The organism is Bacteroides stercorirosoris, from assembly GCF_900142015.1.
Classification (GTDB): Bacteria; Bacteroidota; Bacteroidia; order Bacteroidales; family Bacteroidaceae; genus Bacteroides; species Bacteroides stercorirosoris.
Genome location: NZ_FQZN01000003.1, coordinates 66,402 through 82,900, shown reverse-complemented (window position 1 = coordinate 82,900; position 16,499 = coordinate 66,402). Strand labels below are relative to the sequence as shown.

Sequence of the window (16,499 nt, the reverse complement as noted above, 5' to 3'; positions counted from 1 at the left end):
GCAGTGGAACGGAGAAGTATTTTACCCAATGATGGTGTTTGCAATGATTTCCATGTTCCACTACTCATAATTTATCGCTTCTCATAACATCTTTTATGAGAATCTTTGCATAAGCGTTGCGGAGATTATATCTACAACGTCAGCAGTGAGCCAAACATCTATTATCAGGCAAGTATTTAACTCTTAATTCAAAGGATATGAACAACAGATTATCAGAAAACGAGCAGGCATTTGTCGAGTGCTTCTCACGGTTCGTTAACGGTCAGATGGGTTCTGCCTCCAAGGTAGGCAACGCCCTTGCAGATGACCATCGCTATCTCATCAACGAAAAGGGCAAGGTGGTGTTTGCCTTCTTGGAACGCCTTGCCAACGACTATCAAAAAGGTCGTTATGACCAGCGTGACGAGTGGGTGTGCCAGTTGGCAGCAGAGACTATCGAACACCTTGTAGAGAACGGAATGTATTACAGAACACTTAACAACGATTGACTATGGCAAGCAGATTGATTACACCCGCATTGGAGGAAAGACTGAAATCCTATCCTCTGTATTCACAGGACGGCAAAGGCAAGGATGCCGTTTGTGTGGCAATATTCTTCATCGGACACGTCCGTTGGTTCGTACTTGAAGGACAGCCGGAAGGTAACGACACCACGTTGTTCACCATCGTATGCGGTCTGCATGAAACGGAGTATGGCTATACCTCCGTCAATGAAATGGAGAGCGTAAAGGTGGATGGCTCCAAATATGGAGTGGACGAGATATTTCAAGTGGAGCAGTTGGACGGCTTCAAGCCGGTGAAACTGAAGAGCATTCCAGACGAGGATTTACAGACTTTCCTGAATAGAATGGAAAAGAAGTGAACATCATATGATAACACCCAAAGACAAAAGATAATGGACAGCAATCAACTTATCAGGCATATCTGCCGCAGCATTAAACGAGACCGCTTTTGTTGGAGGAACTATCTTCAACCATCCTCTTACTATGGTCGAGAACTCGCAGTCACTCCGTTATTTTGCTCCTATGGGCAAATCGGGTACAGCATCTATTTCCCATATTCCAATTTGCCAAACATCGACTACGATTGGGAGACCAAAGAATTAACTGTTGATGACATAGATTGGAAAGAGTGGATAAGAGACTGTCAAAAGTAACTCCATAACCAAAGCAGCCGCAGGGACAATACTCCTTGCGGCTGACTATTGTTAGTACCTACTATGAGTAGTAAAGCCTACGATTAGTATATACTACGATACTACTCTCATCTTCGGAAAGCGGACTTGGCAACGTGCTCCTCTTGTACCTCTTCCTTCTGGTACTCCTCCATGTCGAGCAGTTGCTCATACGCAGAGCTGATGTTTGCATCCATAGAATGGTCATGGCTGAAAGGGAAGGAGTGTTTCACTGAGAGTCCTGTATTGGTCACAGTCCCCACATCCAGACTATCCTTATCCTTGTTATATTGCAGGTTCAGCAGACCGCCATTTGGCATCTGGAATATCGGCATCTTTCGTTGCGCCAATTCCGAAAACTCTTCGGCGGTCATCTCCCTCGCCACTGCCTTCACGTCCTCACTGGCACGTCCTATGCCATAGCGAGTGATATGGTCACGCACCTCCTGTTCCGTATGCTTTAGGAACACCTCATACGTACCACCGACACTGCCATTATATACCACTGCAAAGTCCTTGTCCTCTATCAGCAGGTCATCGCCTCTGTTCTGGCATGGCTTCCTGTAAGTATGCTCCTCGTCCATGCCGTTACCGTCATAGTAATCCTTGGCAAGTTTCAGTAGTCCATCATAGTCTCCTCGATCTTTCAGCTTATCCAGTTCCGATGTGTCATCCGTTGATTGGAGATAGGCAACGGAAGCGTAATATACCCGCCCGTCATCCATACTTCCCTCCATATTCTCCTCTTTGCCGACATTTTCCTTCTGCTCAGCCTTTTTCTCCTGGTCTATCTCCATAGCAATCTTGTCGATATGCTGCGTGAGCATTGAGGTAGCTTTTTTCACATCGAGTAGCGTGGTCTTGATGAACTGCGGTGACTCCTTCAGCGAATCCAGCCAAGACTTCAAATAGGCAGCCGAATCTCCTTTCAGATGCTTCGTCATGCCATATCGCTGAGCGGTCAGCGCAGCCGTCAGTTCTGCCACCAGTTCCTCGCGTGCATACTCTGCCGAGCCGAAGGTAGCGGGCTTGATGCGGTCCAACAGTCCCTCCGCACCCGTGGAGTGTCCCATCTCATGGAAAAGGTTCGAGTAGAAAGACTCCCCGTCCTTGAACTGCCTTTTTTCCGGCATCACAATCTCGTTCTTGCTGATGGAGAAATAGGCGGAATCACCGAACATCGGTTTGATGGGACATATCCAACGGTTGTCCGCTATCATCCTATCCACGGGTTCAAAGGCAAACTGCTCATCCTTCTCTACCTTGGGCATCGAGTATTCCTGTTCCAGTTTCTCCCAAAACTCTGGTCTGACCTCCTTCAGGTTGGTCTGCGCCACATTGAAGACATGGTAAGTCTGAAGTTTTGGATATACATTATACTTTTCGCGCTCCTCCTGAGAGAGCAGTTTGTAGTCCTCCCACTTGATGTGCTCCTTTGTTTCCTTATTGACCACCGTAAACGTAGTGAGCATCACAGGAAAAGAATGCTCACCTTTCAATACTGACACACGGGGCTTCTGTTCCTCGTTTTTCTTGCCAGTTTTGTTAAACTGCTGTATGCGGTCGAAGGTACAGAAGCGAGGAATCTTGTAACCCTCCTTCTCGCAATGCAGGAGCAACATCATAGCGTTCATGCCATTATATTCTCGTCCGTTCAGATTTTTCGGCCATTGCAGCGTGCCCTCTGTAAACCATGGCTTTTTCCATCCGTCTTTGCCCGACAGCGACTGAATACGCTCAATCATCATATCGGCAAACAGGCCGAGTGCCTTGTCTTCGGCACTCGGACCTTCTTTAGTATAAGGCTTTCCCATAGTCTTTAACCGTTATAGGGCTGCGGAACATATTCGCTCATCTCCGACACTCGGCAGGAGAAGTCCAGCTTGTCATTGAAGACACAGACAGACAACGCCCCTTTGATGTTCGCTTTCACACCCGGTTGCAGCCATGCCTCACGTTTGCCATCGAAGAGGAAGAAACTTACCCAGATGTATTCAAATCCGTCCTGTACCTTCTCTGCGCTGAAAGCGGAGAACTGGCAGTACGGCACACCATTCTTGTCTGTCTTGTCCTCAATGCTCTTGCCCACCTTGCCGCGGAACTCCATCACGCCCTTGATGTAGTCCTCTGCCTCGGCAGTCTGGTGGCTGATGCTGCTTGCCGACAGGTTGAAATAAAGGGCATCGCCCCGTTTCCTCGGTACCAATACACCGACTACCTCAATGTGCTCGCCAATGTTGCAGCTGCCTACCTCCGTCAGTGTCCCGTCCTTGATGACCGACACCTCGATAGTCTTGTTAATCCCGCTCTTCGCCGGAATGACTATGTTCATGGCAAAGCTCACAAAGGCCTTGCCCTCCTTGTTCGTGCGGCAGGTCGCTGCCTTGCTGACCGTTCCGCACACTGTTACATTACATTTGATCATTGCTCGATACTTTTTGAATTATACATCTCCATTGTCCAAGTGAAATGTCTTCGCAATGTCAATAATCTCTTTTCAATCATCATATACCGGCGCACGTATCAGTTCATAGACCATCCACGTTGCTACGATAAGTTGGAAGCCGAGATGGATGACGGCCACGGTCTGACCGAAAAGCCATTGGGTAAGCATGAAGTGCCCTGCCACTGCCAGCATACCCATCAACACTGTACACAGATGACATGCTATCCTTTTCATTTCCTTTGCAGATTTTGTTGTTGACTCTCAGCCTCCATCCCCTGCTCGAAGTTCTGCGAAGCCTGTTGTGTCGCCACGATGCCTGTCACCATTCCCGCTATCTTCATCCGTTTGCTTTCTTCCGACAGGTTGACATTGCCCAAAATGAGCGACAGGCGGTTCATCTCCGAGGAGGTCAGTTCACGGTCAATCTTCACCGTACCGCTCTCTGCATGAAGCACGGTCTTGCCGTTCTCCCCCACAGTAATGGCGCATTGCCTCATGCCTGGAACAAGCGAAGTCAGATCTACGAGCCGGTTGGCTGCCATGGCAGAGATAAGTCCCTTTTGTCGCTCTTCATCCTTGCTGTCAATCTGCGCTGCCAACATCATCAGCGACATAAAGGTGGTCATCGCCATGTCGAGTATTGGATCATTCGTTCCCGAAATGCCAACGCCGCTGTCCTCTGAGGAAAGGAGTTTCTTCATCCAGTCCTCCGACGAAACCTTCTGCTCCTGCGGCACGTCACTTTTGTATTTCGCCAATAGGTCATTGCCGTTATGCAGGGCCTGTAGCTTGATGTTACCTTTCTGTCCGATTTCTGCCAGATAAGCGGCTGGATCCATATCCCTTTTTGAGCCGTCAGCCGATACGCTCTTCACTCCAAAATGCAGATGTTCGCCAGTGGTTCGTGTGCCGGTATTTCCAGACATCCCCAACTTCTGTCCGGCATTAACCACGTCGCCTACCTTTACTGCTATGTCGGAAAGATGCAGGTAGGAGCATTGCACCTTGCTGCCACCCTCACGGCTGTATTCCACGGTAACGGATTTCCCTCCTGACGTGTTCGCATTATGGTTCACCGCAACCACCTTTCCGCCGTTCTCAGTAGCCAGCACCGCCTCATGGTTCGTCTTGATGTCAATGCCCTTGTGCATCTGCTGCTTGGTGGCATCCATAGGGTCTTGGCGATTACCGAAAGGCGAGGTGATGAAGAGAAATTCCTCTCGCTCTACAGGAAAGGAATACCCGGCAGACTGCGGTACATGGGCAGCAGGCATTTCTCTGCGATGATTATTCTCCACGCCGAACGACCGACCTTCTGCTCGCATCTCTGCCATCACCTCACGGTCATACTTGTCCAGTCCGTTGGCTTCAATGACGCGTTGCAGACTCGCTGCATAACCGCCGCCAGTGGCATAGCCAGCCTTCTCAATGCCCTTCGTCCATCCCTTGTAGTCGTCAGGTGAAAGCGTGAAGCACTGCGCATAACGCTTGTTCTGCTTCAAGAACTGCGAGTGATGCTCATAGCTGTCACCCACGCTTTTGTACTTGCAGAACTTCTCATTAGGCTTGTCGTCCGTATAGACTCCATACTCACCGCCATTCTTCAGCCACGAATCCGTAGCCTTGATGCCGAAGTGATTGTTGCATTCACGAGACAGTTGACTCTGTCCGTTGCTGCTTTCCAGAATGGCTTGCGCCAAGATGACGGAGGCGGGAATCCCATACCTCCGCATCTGCTCTTTGGCTTCCTCCGCATATTGTGCGGCATACGCTGCGTTCTTTCCCATAAGACTATCTCCTTAGACTGGTGTGTTGTTCTGTTTCCTGGTTCTCCTGTGCCATCGGCCTTCCAGCCTCTTTTCCCGGTGACACCATCTCCGTTATTCCACGCTTCGACGATGTTGTCTGCTTCGGCACCTCCAGCTGGTCACAGATGGCTACCCGTTCTCCCGCACGAATGAGCTTCGGCAAATAGGTATCGAGAGCATGATATGGGAATCCAGCCATTGCCAACGGCTTGCCTTCATCATCCTTACGCCCATTGCTCTTTGTCAGCGTAATGCCCAATATCTTGGATGCCTTTACTGCATCATCCTTGTAAGTCTCGTAGAAATCACCGCAACGAAAGAGAAGAATAGCATCAGGATGTTTTTTCTTCAAGTCAAGATATTGTTGGACAAGGGGAGAGATAGCAACCTTGACAGCCTTTTCTTCCTTCTTCTCTTCCCTTTGTTCTGATGCCTGTTCTTTCTGGTCTGAAGGTTTATCTTCCTGCTGTGCCATTTCTTTCTGTTCATCATGCTTCTCAACAGTTGCCGTTTCCGCTTGCTTCACCTCCGTCGCTTCTTCCTGCTTCTCCTGTGTACTTTGCTCGACGTTGTTGTCTTTCTGCAATACATCGGCAAACAGCGAGGCGGCAAGGCTCTGCTTATATGAATCCCTGTCAGGAGCCACCCACAATCGTTGCCATTGGGACGGACTGACACTTCTCGGCTGCAATTTCTTGCCGTCGATAGTGGCTGCACACAGACATTCGCCCGACTTGGCACGAAACACCGCTACACGCTGGATGCGGTTCAGATCAACCTCCTGCTCATTGCCACCAAAGATGTCAACCTTCAGGTCGGGTTTCGCCTCTGCCATAGCATAATACTTCTGTGCCAATTCCTCACGCACACGCTCAATGTTGTCCATCGACTGCTTCAAGGTGGTGAAGAAATGATTGAGGTCTCCTTTGTCGGGATAGACGGCAAAGCCTTCCTTGCCTTCGGGCTTGATGTACAATGCCCACCGCTCCTTGTCGTCCTTCACCAACTGCACATTATCGAAACCGATGTCACGGCTGTGGATCACGGCTTCCGTGGCATCTAATGAGGAAAGGTCTTCGATAGACCAGTTGCGCAACCTCGATACCGTGATTTTCTTGTCTGCGAAATAACTGTCATCGGGACGGAAACCCAAGGCACCATCGGGATTATAGAAACGCACGTTGTCATAGCCTTCTTTCTGCAAGGCATTGGTGAAGCGTTGCTTGTTCATTCCCTTGATCTCGTTATTCACCTCCAACGACGCACCCTGTGGCAACACCACATCGGCGGTCTTATTAGCATCATCGCGCACGATAACCACGGTACGCTGCTCCTCATTGGGATGCTGCTTGATTTCGTCAGCCACGAAATAATGGTTGGGCAACTGTCCCTGCATCTGCGCCGTCTCTCGCTGATGCTGGTTGGTGGCATACTCCACCTTTTCACCCAGTTCGGCTTTCTTCAACACCTTCAGCGCACCGTTCACCTCACTCTCGATGGCATCAATCAGGCAAGGGTCTTCCTTCAGTTCCCTCGTCCAATAATCCACCATGCCCAAGCTGTCCTTCGACAAGCGAGCGGGCAGTCCCAGTTCGAGCATCTTCACACCCGAAGCAAGTTCCGTGATGAGCTTCTCCTTCTTCACGGCATCCTCAGACGGGGCTTTGCCGTTCTTCATGACCATGCCCTCACGTGCCAACCGCTGCTGATGACCAGTGGCAGACACCAACTGACGCATCATCTCCTGTACATAGTCGTTGTAGTGCTCGAAGTCTCGTTGCCGAGGAAGGTAAATAACATCTTTCTCAGTGTCGTAATGTGCCACACCCGTACCGTCTTGACGGACATTCACAAGGTTGTCCTTCATCTTTTGAAGGAAACCGTTGACGCGCCCATGAAGCTGCTTGTCCTCCTTATCGCCATAACCTCTGTCTTCCACCGTGCCGTCTTTCTTCAAGACTGTAGTGTAGGCAGTTTCGTTGGCCATTGGCAGGAGCGTCTGGTCGATATTGAAGAGCACACGTATCTCACGGTTCTTCACTCCCTTATACTGTTGCTTGTCCTGGTCCGACAGCTCAGCGTATGCCTCCTTAGTAATGACATCGTCGGGATTGTTGCGGTTGACGTACTTGTTCCAATTGTAATACAAGAACGGCACGCCTTTTTCATGTTCCCTCACGCTCTCACCCCGTGCCTTGGCTTCGGAGAACTGCGTAAACAGATTGCTCTTACACCCCTTGGCATCTGAGTCGAGGGCAAGGATAAGGGCATTGAACGGACTGACCGAAAAGCCCTTGGGATAGAGTTTCGGATATAGCTTCCCACTTGCGTTCAACCAATGCCCCTTCGCATCTACCGCACTCGTCAGTGCCTCAGTAAGCAGCGACACCTGTTTCTCCGCCGCCCGCTTCTCAAAATCTGATTTCTCTTTCATGCTTTTATTTTTTGTTATTGTATTCCTCTTGGTCGTATCATTGTTTCCCGTGTCTGTTCCTCATATTGAGTCGCTGCCATCTGACGCATCTGGTCGTTCTTGGCGAGTATGGCGTTAGCCAATGTATTCAGTGGCAATGCCCCCGACTGATACGCCCCAATCACGCTATCAGGCAGTTGGATGGTACAAGGCACATGGTCGATGTTTGCAACCAGGCATCGACCTTGCAGCTTCGGGTTGCTGATGCGAGGATTGAGTGGCTCATCGGGATATTGTCGGTACTGCACACGTGACGCACCAGCACCCACCACAGTTGGTGCAATGCCTTCCTGCTGTTTCCTGCCCAGCACCTCATGTCCCGCCTTGTTGAGCAGATTGGCACCTCCCATGCCTATCAACAGCATCTTCAGTATGGGATTCTTTACGAACATACCAGCCACGATGGAGGCCAAAGGAAGCAGACTGTTGTCCATATTGAGCGACTTCGTCTTGCCCGTGAACAGTCCTACAAGTACATCGGGCAGCATCGCCAACACATAGCCAAGGTTCTTGCCAATGTCTGAAAAGCCGTTCAGCCCGAAGCTCTGTAAAAGTCCGTCCCATCCACTTTCATTGGTCTGCAAGGCGGCTTGCTCTGGCGATTCTACAGATGGTGTTGCCTCTTCTGTCGATGAATCAGGAGTTTCCTGCGGTTCTGCTTTCTTCTCCTTCTCAGCCTCTGCATCCAGTCTCGCCTTAACCTTCAGATACTCGTCTTCCTGTCCGGGTGCGACTATCAAGGGCACATCCTTGTACTTGCCTGTACGTTTGGCTGCTTCGTTTCTCTGAGGGTCAAGGAACGTACCTTTATTCCATGGGAAGGAGGTCTGTTCAGTTTGTTTCGTCCAATCCATAAATGTGATATTGCTCGTGGGAATCTTGTTCTTGAAATGGCTGTTGGTAGCCTTGATATAGTTGTTCTCGTGGTTCTTGATGACCTTTGCCTGTTTGCGGAATGAGGCGAAGACATTGGTGTCCGTACCGAAAACTCCCTTGCTGATACACTCCTCGACACTGACCTCTTGTTTGCTGCCTTTTTTGCCAAGGCGTTCCATGCCGACATTCATCACCATATCGATGCCGACAAACTTGGCGAAAGTCGCCCATGAGCCGATACCTCCCATGGCCACGGCATCGGCACTCGCACCGGCAGCCCATCCCGCTGCCTTCTCTGTTCGAGAGGGCTTATAGGCTGCCTCTCCTCTCGCTTCTATTTCTGCAGCAAGTGGTGACTTGTTCAGTTCATAGGGCAGACCGAACAGACTGCTCTGTGCCGCTTTGCGGATGATATAGTCGGCAGAGGATTTTGGCAGACGGTCTTTCACTAGTTTTTCTATCATCATCTGTTCCATGCGGTGGTCGATATAGGCGTATGCCAAATCACAGCCGAGTTGTTTAGATAGTGCATCGTACCGTTCGCGTCCTATCTCCGTTACCACCGCCTTGCGCCATTCCTCTGCCATCACGGCAAGGTCACGCTGCATGTCCTTGTTGCCGATAATAGCCTCCTTGCACATCGCCAGATAGTCTTCGGCGGTCTTGCTGTTCCACTCGCCTGTAATCCTCAGCGTGGCGTATGGGTCATCACCGGGCATATTGGCAGTGGCCAATGAGCGTAGGATGCCAGCCGCGCTGTTGGAGTAGGCTCGCATCTCGTCTGCCTGTCTGTTAGACAAGTCCCGCTGTACCCTGCCCATCACGGGGGCAAGGTGACACCCGAAATAGTCGCCCATCAGACGCTCTATCTCTGCGAATCGCTGACTGTTCTTTACTGCCATATACCTTTTTATATATTATACTGCTGTAATATCTGTTCCTTTGTCTGCTCGATGGCATTGTGATATATCTCCATCTGCTTAGGATAGTGTTCCTCCAACCATGCGTCCTTGTCCACTTGGCGGTGGATGAACTGCACAGCCATACGCTCCTCTATCTCCACGGAAGGTTCTCCATCTTCCTTGCCGTTGAACCATGCCTTTGTCCACCATCTCACGCCAGCCCGGTCGGGATAGACGCTCACCATCCTCGGTATGTCGAAGCTCTGGATATCCACGTCCAAGTCGGCAAGCGGATCGATGATGCCGTCATGCGTCAGGGCTTGCTCTTGGAGTTTTTTTTTAATACCTCGTCCATCGTGGAGAGATACACCTGATGTCGCATGGCAAGATAGTTGAGAAAGTCGGCAATGAGCAGGTTCTGCACCTTAGCCGCCAAAGGCATACAGCGGTTGCCGATGCCCAAGGGATTAGCCATGCTCGGCATGGTCTCGTAGAAGTAATGCTTGCTCGCTCCCAACGAGAAGATGTTTCTCAACGACTGCTCCATATGCTCGGGCACACTATATGCCCCCTGTTGCAGGTCCTCGAAATAGGAGGGGAGGAAGCGGAGCATCAATGTCTCTATCTCCTGACGGTCGGTGTCGTAGGGTGAAGGGATGTTCATGTTCAGTTCATTGATGCCCATTTGGGAATTGTGCTCCAATGCCTTGATATTGCCGTAGAGCATGGTGAGGAACTCCAACGGATTGATTTCCTCTCCGTCAAACCTCACCTCCATGTGCAGCAGGTCACCGCTGATGGCAATGGTCTGACCGGCCTTGACGCTTTGGGAAAAGTTGGCGAAGACATTGGAGAGATGTCTGTAAGTCACTTCGTATTTGCCGTAGCGGATGGTCTGGTAGATGCCATGCTCCGCGTCAGACCCGATGGCTGACACGGTTCCCGTAGCCACCGCCGACAGCAGGTAGTGGTTCACAGAGAAGTCTATGCCGTGATGGAAGAACGTTTCTCCCGTCACGGGATGTTTCTGCTCTCCGTAACCCAAGGACATCTGCACGTCCTGCTTTGTTGGCTCCTCAAACGGCATACAGTAGCCGCTCGATGAGCGTAGTATCATTTCTTCTGTATATCTCATATCGCTGTATATTGGTTATCGTTTCATCCCTCTGTTCTGTGTCTCTTCCTCTTCCATGTTCTGCCCATGCGAAGATGTGCCGCCTCCGTTAGGCAGAGCTTGCGCCACCTTAGAGTTGTTCCCGATGATCATCGCTCCAAGCAGCGCACCTGCAATCTTGCTCATCCAACCAAAGCGTCCGAATACCATGAAGGCGGCAGCCACCAGTCCGACGATGCTCATACCAGACACGTTGCCTTTGCCGATATTGCCAAAGAGATTGCCTATCATGTCGCATCCTCCGCCACCGAACATATTCCTGAAGAAGTCACTGATACCGCTAAACTGGGTGTCCATCTTTCCGGCTACAGTGTTCACAGCATCAACGGCTTCACCAGCCTTGCCCGTCAGACGTTGCACATCGTTGGCAGTTTGCGCCACCGCTTCCGTGGCATTCTCGCCGATGACTGCATCACCTACTATGCGTGCCACGCTCTTGTCTGTGGTCAGCTTCTCCCATGTCACATAGCCTGCGGCACTACCCACTGCGGCTGTCTGCATAGCCTTGCCGGCTCCCATAAGGGTGCGTTGCGGGTGGAGTGCTGCGCTGCCTAAGGTCTTTCCAGTTACTCCGATGACATGGCCGGTACCTCGTGCCGCCTTGCCACCATATTTCAATAATGAGCTCCAAAATCCCATATATCTTTATTTTATGATGATTGTTGTATCAGTTGTCTCTGTTGTCGTAGGAATAGCCACCGTTCCCGACAATTTTGTTGTCGGGTTTCAGTGTCCAGTCCTTTACGGTTTCACGTTCTTGCCCACCTGCTTCCACCGCCTCTTGGCAGCCGCCGCTATCTCGGCTTTGTTCGCTTTGGCGGGTCTTGCCCCTTCATCTATCTCCATCCAGACATCGCCCATGGTGGTGTATTTCACCGCCCTCGTCAGTCGCTTCAACTGCTTGTTCATCTTCTTCAGTTTGGGTCGGATGCCGAAGACTATCTCCACACGCTCCTTCTCGGTCATCTTGTTGCCCGACAGGCATACCGTGCGAATGTCATTAACTATCTCGATGCTATTCATAATCAGTTCTCGGTATATCTTGTTGCGCTTGGCAGACAGGGCTACGGCAAGTCCATTAGCTGGATGGGCATCCAATTGAGCCACCAATCCTCCCATGTTGTCCACCAACTGACCTATCTCGTGATAGAAACCATATATCTGTGCGGCATAGCTGACGATGGAACGGAAGGAGTCCAAATAGTTGTTGAACTCCCGTTGCAGGTCGGTAGTGGCTTCCACTTCCTCCTTGGTCCAGATATGACCGGTGGATTGTAGCAGCATCACCTTCTCCTGGTTCTTCAGTTCTTTCTCTGCTTTATTGGTGTACATTAGAATCATCCCCGCAAGAGTCGGGTCGTTCTGCGCCCGCACTCCTGCAAAAGATGATATAAACATAAAAATGGCAATTGATATGAAATACTTCATGACTGATTCCTTTATCGTTAATCACTGATGGTCATACGTCCTGCTCTGCGCCATCTGCTAAGGGCTTGGGTGGCAATCTCCCCGTTGCTGCGGTCTATCATCCCTGCCGTCACGCTGTTCCACACATCGGTCAAGGTGTAATATCGTATAGACAGATAAAGACGATGCAGTTTCTTACTGAAGGCACTTAGCTTGTCGTTCAGTGCCCACAGGGTCTTGCTCCTTTCCGCACCAGTCAGCATATTCTCTTTGCCTCCTTTGGCGACGGCATCCTTCAGTAAGGTGAAGACAGACACCAATTCCGTAGCGGTCTCCATATACAGGTTGTTCATCGAGAGGGTGGCAACGATGCCTTGAGGATTGTTGCTGATGGCCTTGCGCATCTTACACAAGGTGATGAATATCTTCACACCATCATCGTACAGATAGGTACAGGCTTTGAGGGAAGAAGCATAACCGCTGGCGGTCTTCAGATAACTGTTATACATCTTCTCCCATTCGTGTATCTTTGTGAACTCTGCGGCGATGGTGTTCTGCAACAGGGCTGTCTTGGTCTGACCCTTGATTTCCTTCTCTATTTCACCGTTGATGGCTTCGTTGCCCTCAGCCAGTGCCATCCATTCCAAAGGGTTGGCTGTAACAATCTGTGCATGGGCTGACGGAATGACAAGTACCAATGCCACGACAACGATCCAAATCTTATCTATTCGTAATCTCATATACGCCCTTTCTTCGTTTGTTCGTTTCTACTTTTGTCCTTATCAAACTCACCACATCATAGCTGTTCTTGATGCCTGTCATATCCAGTTTCGGTGTCGTTCTGTCCATCGACAACACGGTCACGCTTTTCAGTCCGCATAACTGCTGCATCAAAGTCTGGTGCTCGGCAAAATCTACTACTCGGTACAGCTCCATATAGTTCACGCTCCGCTGAAACACTCCGTGCTCACAGATGAGTTGCTCGCTCCCGATATGGTAGCGGATGCTCCTCAGATAAATGAATCGGTAGAGTAAAGAGAGGGAGGCCAAGAGACTGAGGACAAGCAACAGGGTACTATATGCACAGTCTGGCAATCCTCCAACAAGGAGCATTGCCAAGCACAACAGCAACAGTGGCAGCTCGTTAATGAAATACTGCCCGATGCTGGGTTGTAGGGAGATGATGCTGTTATCTTCTTGTCTCATACGCTTCTACGATATGTGTTCTTTTCTTCTTTTTCCCTTTGTTTTTCTGCCTTGCCGGCTGCGATGAACTCGGCATAGTCGAAGGTGTCTGGTTCGCCCTTGGCAATCAGTTGAGCCGACTTCTTGTTGAGCAGCGCATCGTTCCAGTCCTTGTAGCAACCCAATGGCTGGTAAGCTTGCACATGCTCGTGACGGAAGCCCATTTCTGCCGCCACCTTCCTGAAGTTTGCCACAAACTGCCGCCCTGCATCGTCCTTGTCAAACCCCAAATAGTGCCGTGCGTTGGGAGTGACGGACAGTAGTCCTCGCATCTGCCCTTCAGTAGGAGTACCGCCCGTAGATACATATACCATCTTCACAGGGTTTATCTGATACTCTGCCATGGCATCGTAGGCACTCTCAAACCATACTATCTCGCTTACTTTATCCAACGGCTTTCCCGTCAGATTGGCAATCCACAATCCTTCACTGCTGTTGCTCCCCTCTGCCTTGCCCTTATAACCGCCGCTTCCATCTATCTTTGGTCGCCCTCGTTCCTCAAAACCTACGGTCTTATCGGACTCTTTGGGCAGCACAAGTGGAAAGGCAAGGTTGGCAAAGGTGAGTCCATCTGTCCGATGCTTGGTAGCCAGACAGAAATGACGATGAAAGGCATACTGCGTATAGAGGTCGATGCCTCGATATTTGAAATAAGGATAAAACTTCTTCTGCGTCTCTCTGTCCTGCGGATTGAACTTGTGGATGTCGTAGTCATTCAGGTTGAATGGCTTTCCGTCCTTTCTTGGTTCTACTATTTTCGAGGGTCTGTCCTCGATGGGTTGGTTGAGCAGTCGGTTGCAGACAAGGTTGACGAGTCGGTCTGGTGCCATACCTGCCTTATGCTCAGAAAACATTTCTGGATGCTCCTTGATGAACGAAATGACATTATACACCTTCTGCTGCGGCGGTTGGAAGCAGCACTTCCCGTTCTGCGTGACGATGAACTTATCACCACGCACCCGTCTGCCCTCACTGTCAGTACGTACATACGACGGATAACGCAAGCCATCCCTCTTGTTCAGATGATACCCTGCGTCCACCAGCACTTCCTGTATGCTCAACCTGTCCAGAAAGTCATCGTATGTCAGCTCGTTGTTCATTATAAATTGTAAATTATAAATTGTTAATATCCTCTCCTTATCTCCGTGGCAACATGATTGGCTTCTGCCTCAAAGTATCTTGCCGCAATCTCCTGAGGTGAATCCACTCCTGGTTTGAAGTAAGGACGTGGAGCGCCATGATGCTCCGCATACAACTCCGGGGCAGGAGGGTGATGATGGTGGTTCATGTCATGAGCTACCTCTGCCGTAACGACTGCTCCTGCCGTTAGTGCCGCCAGTATCTTCGTGCCCAGTCCGGCATTGGCCTCTGGACGTGTCTTCATATCGACCTCATTGAATACCTTCGAGAACAGTTTCATTCGATGGTAATCATCCACCGCCAAAAACTTGTCGTAGTCCTTCTGCTTGATTTCGTGCGTGATGGCTTCACCGTTGATGATGGCGGTCATGCGATACTTGTCTTCGCCTTTTTTTTCTCCCTCTGTTTGTGGAACTTTCTCCACCACGATGTCACCGATTTCCACCTCACGCCCATGCGCTCCCTCACGATACCAGCCTTTGTTCTCATTGAGCAAGGCAAGGTCTTCACCTCTCACCATGGCATCGCCTTGCAACACGTCATGTCTGACAGTCTCGTCCTCTTCCAACGGAAGCAACAGTTCCTCGTCTTGTTGCTGTCGCTGCTGCAACTCCTGTTCAAGTTCGGGATCCAGATGCAGGTCGATACGCTCTTTGCTATTCAGTGTGTCCATCAGGATTCTGTCAGCAAAGTCGTCCTTGATGATGCCATTCAGCAACTCCAAGCGTTGAACGACGGACACTTCCTTGATGGAGTTGGAGGTGAGCTTCTTCAGTTCCTCGTCCGTCAGGTCATACACCATATCGGCATTGACGCTATTCGATTGGATGGTCAGCGTTTTCGCATTCTCATTAACGATGATGCCATGCGAAGCCAGACATTCCTGCCACTTCTCATTGGTAAAATAGACAGGTGAGGTAATCAGCTCTTTATAGGGCTTGGCAGGTTCCATGCTTCTTGGTCTGTTGATGGATGGTGTGATGATTCCTTCCAGATCTTTCAGCACATCCTGTTGCTGTGGACTATAACTCTGCTGTTGACCCTTGTAATAGAACCCGTAACCGCCGCTCTGTAACTCGCCCGGCTTCATCCTGCCGTCCCAGCGTTCAGGCACAATCGGTGCTTCGGGAAAGAAAAGTCGTCCTCCAACTCTGCGAAGATGAAATCCTTCCTGACTGCGAGGTGTCCAACCTAAGAAGGGTGGTGGCATACCGATGCGCCCCATTCGTCCATACTCACCGATGCCAACACGATAACCGTGCAGCCCCATAGCCACACGACCATTGGCATTGCGTGCATGGACGAAGTTTTTGGGCATATAGAAGTCGTTGCCCACAATGCCCGTGAAGGTATTGTAGGCTAACTTGTTGGCATGATTCGTTCCCCAGTCGGTCAGAGCCAACATCTGCTTCTCGGTGATGTTATAGGTGAGCAGCGGACTGTCATGACCTTGCACCACAAGCTGATAGCCGCTGCCATTGCTCACCACATGAGCCTGCATACCATTGCGCATGAGCAGGTCACGCATCTCTGGCTGCAGGTCCATCTGTCGGGGATTCGTATTCTTTCTTATCGCCATACTTATTCTTCACTCTTCATTCTTCACTCTTCATTTATCATGCTTCTCCGTTCTCTATTGCCTCCTCCAGTTCCTCATCCTTGTGATGTACAAACTGCTCCGCACTCTCTTCACAAATGCAGAGTCCGTTCTTCAGACAATAGCTCTCATATTCTTCCTGCCATTCAGCAGAATGATGGTTGACATACTCCAACCAACCGTACTCGCCGCTTTGTATCTTCTCGACGAGCACATCCTCTGGATAATATTTATTTGCTGCCATATACTTATTATAT

Annotated in this window: 17 protein-coding genes; 2 read left to right on the top strand and 15 right to left on the bottom strand. The window is 50.2% G+C overall.

Annotation, left to right across the window (positions count from 1 at the left end; all coding sequences use genetic code 11):
- Positions 1-197: 197 nt before the first annotated feature.
- Positions 198-488 carry a hypothetical protein gene (locus tag BUC01_RS03310; RefSeq protein ID WP_025830741.1) on the top strand — a complete coding sequence of 97 codons (291 nt, stop codon included), beginning with the start codon at positions 198-200 and terminating at the stop codon, positions 486-488.
- A 2-nt stretch (positions 489-490) separates the two neighbouring features.
- Entirely contained in the window at positions 491-862 is a 372-nt protein-coding gene (locus BUC01_RS03305; protein ID WP_025830742.1) for a DUF2958 domain-containing protein, read from the top strand.
- Positions 863-1,263: 401 nt separating this feature from the next.
- On the opposite strand, the gene BUC01_RS03295 is transcribed toward BUC01_RS03305, so the two are convergent.
- The 15 genes from BUC01_RS03295 to BUC01_RS03225 all read right to left on the bottom strand — a co-directional run bounded on the left by BUC01_RS03295 (position 1,264) and on the right by BUC01_RS03225 (position 16,486).
- The gene (locus BUC01_RS03295) at positions 1,264-2,988 is read right to left on the bottom strand and encodes a zincin-like metallopeptidase domain-containing protein (protein ID WP_073312719.1); all 1,725 of its coding nucleotides are present in this window, start codon (positions 2,986-2,988) and stop codon (positions 1,264-1,266) included.
- A 5-nt stretch (positions 2,989-2,993) separates the two neighbouring features.
- Positions 2,994-3,599 carry a hypothetical protein gene (locus BUC01_RS03290; RefSeq protein ID WP_025830743.1) on the bottom strand — a complete coding sequence of 202 codons (606 nt, stop codon included), beginning with the start codon at positions 3,597-3,599 and terminating at the stop codon, positions 2,994-2,996.
- 72 nt (positions 3,600-3,671) lie between these two features.
- On the bottom strand, positions 3,672-3,854 hold the full coding sequence (locus tag BUC01_RS03285) for a hypothetical protein (RefSeq protein ID WP_025830744.1): 183 nt from the start codon (positions 3,852-3,854) through the stop codon (positions 3,672-3,674).
- Positions 3,851-5,407, bottom strand: a complete 1,557-nt coding sequence (locus tag BUC01_RS03280; protein WP_025830745.1) for a glucosaminidase domain-containing protein — start codon at positions 5,405-5,407, stop codon at positions 3,851-3,853. Before BUC01_RS03280 ends, BUC01_RS03285 begins: the two co-directional genes overlap by 4 nt.
- A gap of 4 nt (positions 5,408-5,411) precedes the next feature.
- Positions 5,412-7,862, bottom strand: coding sequence for a MutS N-terminal domain-containing protein (locus BUC01_RS03275; RefSeq protein ID WP_025830746.1), 2,451 nt, complete (start codon positions 7,860-7,862; stop codon positions 5,412-5,414).
- 14 nt (positions 7,863-7,876) lie between these two features.
- Positions 7,877-9,679, bottom strand: coding sequence for a hypothetical protein (locus BUC01_RS03270; RefSeq protein ID WP_073312717.1), 1,803 nt, complete (start codon positions 9,677-9,679; stop codon positions 7,877-7,879).
- Positions 9,680-9,687: 8 nt separating this feature from the next.
- Positions 9,688-9,924 (bottom strand): hypothetical protein, encoded by a 237-nt coding sequence (locus BUC01_RS03265; RefSeq protein WP_073312807.1) that lies wholly within the window; start codon positions 9,922-9,924, stop codon positions 9,688-9,690.
- A 68-nt stretch (positions 9,925-9,992) separates the two neighbouring features.
- A complete protein-coding gene (locus BUC01_RS03260; RefSeq protein ID WP_025830748.1) occupies positions 9,993-10,814 on the bottom strand; it encodes a M23 family metallopeptidase in 822 nt (273 codons plus the stop codon).
- A 15-nt stretch (positions 10,815-10,829) separates the two neighbouring features.
- Positions 10,830-11,492: a hypothetical protein gene (locus BUC01_RS03255; RefSeq protein ID WP_073312715.1), complete on the bottom strand. Its 663-nt coding sequence runs from the start codon at positions 11,490-11,492 to the stop codon at positions 10,830-10,832.
- A 102-nt stretch (positions 11,493-11,594) separates the two neighbouring features.
- Positions 11,595-12,281, bottom strand: a complete 687-nt coding sequence (locus BUC01_RS03250) for a hypothetical protein (protein ID WP_025830750.1) — start codon at positions 12,279-12,281, stop codon at positions 11,595-11,597.
- 17 nt (positions 12,282-12,298) lie between these two features.
- Positions 12,299-13,000 (bottom strand): hypothetical protein, encoded by a 702-nt coding sequence (locus BUC01_RS03245; RefSeq protein ID WP_073312713.1) that lies wholly within the window; start codon positions 12,998-13,000, stop codon positions 12,299-12,301.
- Positions 12,981-13,466, bottom strand: coding sequence for a PH domain-containing protein (locus BUC01_RS03240; protein WP_025830751.1), 486 nt, complete (start codon positions 13,464-13,466; stop codon positions 12,981-12,983). The genes BUC01_RS03245 and BUC01_RS03240 overlap by 20 nt, the downstream gene beginning before the upstream one ends.
- Positions 13,463-14,605 (bottom strand): toprim domain-containing protein, encoded by a 1,143-nt coding sequence (locus tag BUC01_RS03235; RefSeq protein ID WP_034523978.1) that lies wholly within the window; start codon positions 14,603-14,605, stop codon positions 13,463-13,465. Before BUC01_RS03235 ends, BUC01_RS03240 begins: the two co-directional genes overlap by 4 nt.
- Positions 14,606-14,628: 23 nt before the next feature.
- Entirely contained in the window at positions 14,629-16,224 is a 1,596-nt protein-coding gene (locus BUC01_RS03230) for a hypothetical protein (protein WP_025830753.1), read from the bottom strand.
- Between the two features lie 37 nt (positions 16,225-16,261).
- Positions 16,262-16,486 (bottom strand): hypothetical protein, encoded by a 225-nt coding sequence (locus tag BUC01_RS03225; protein ID WP_025830754.1) that lies wholly within the window; start codon positions 16,484-16,486, stop codon positions 16,262-16,264.
- Positions 16,487-16,499: the final 13 nt, after the last annotated feature.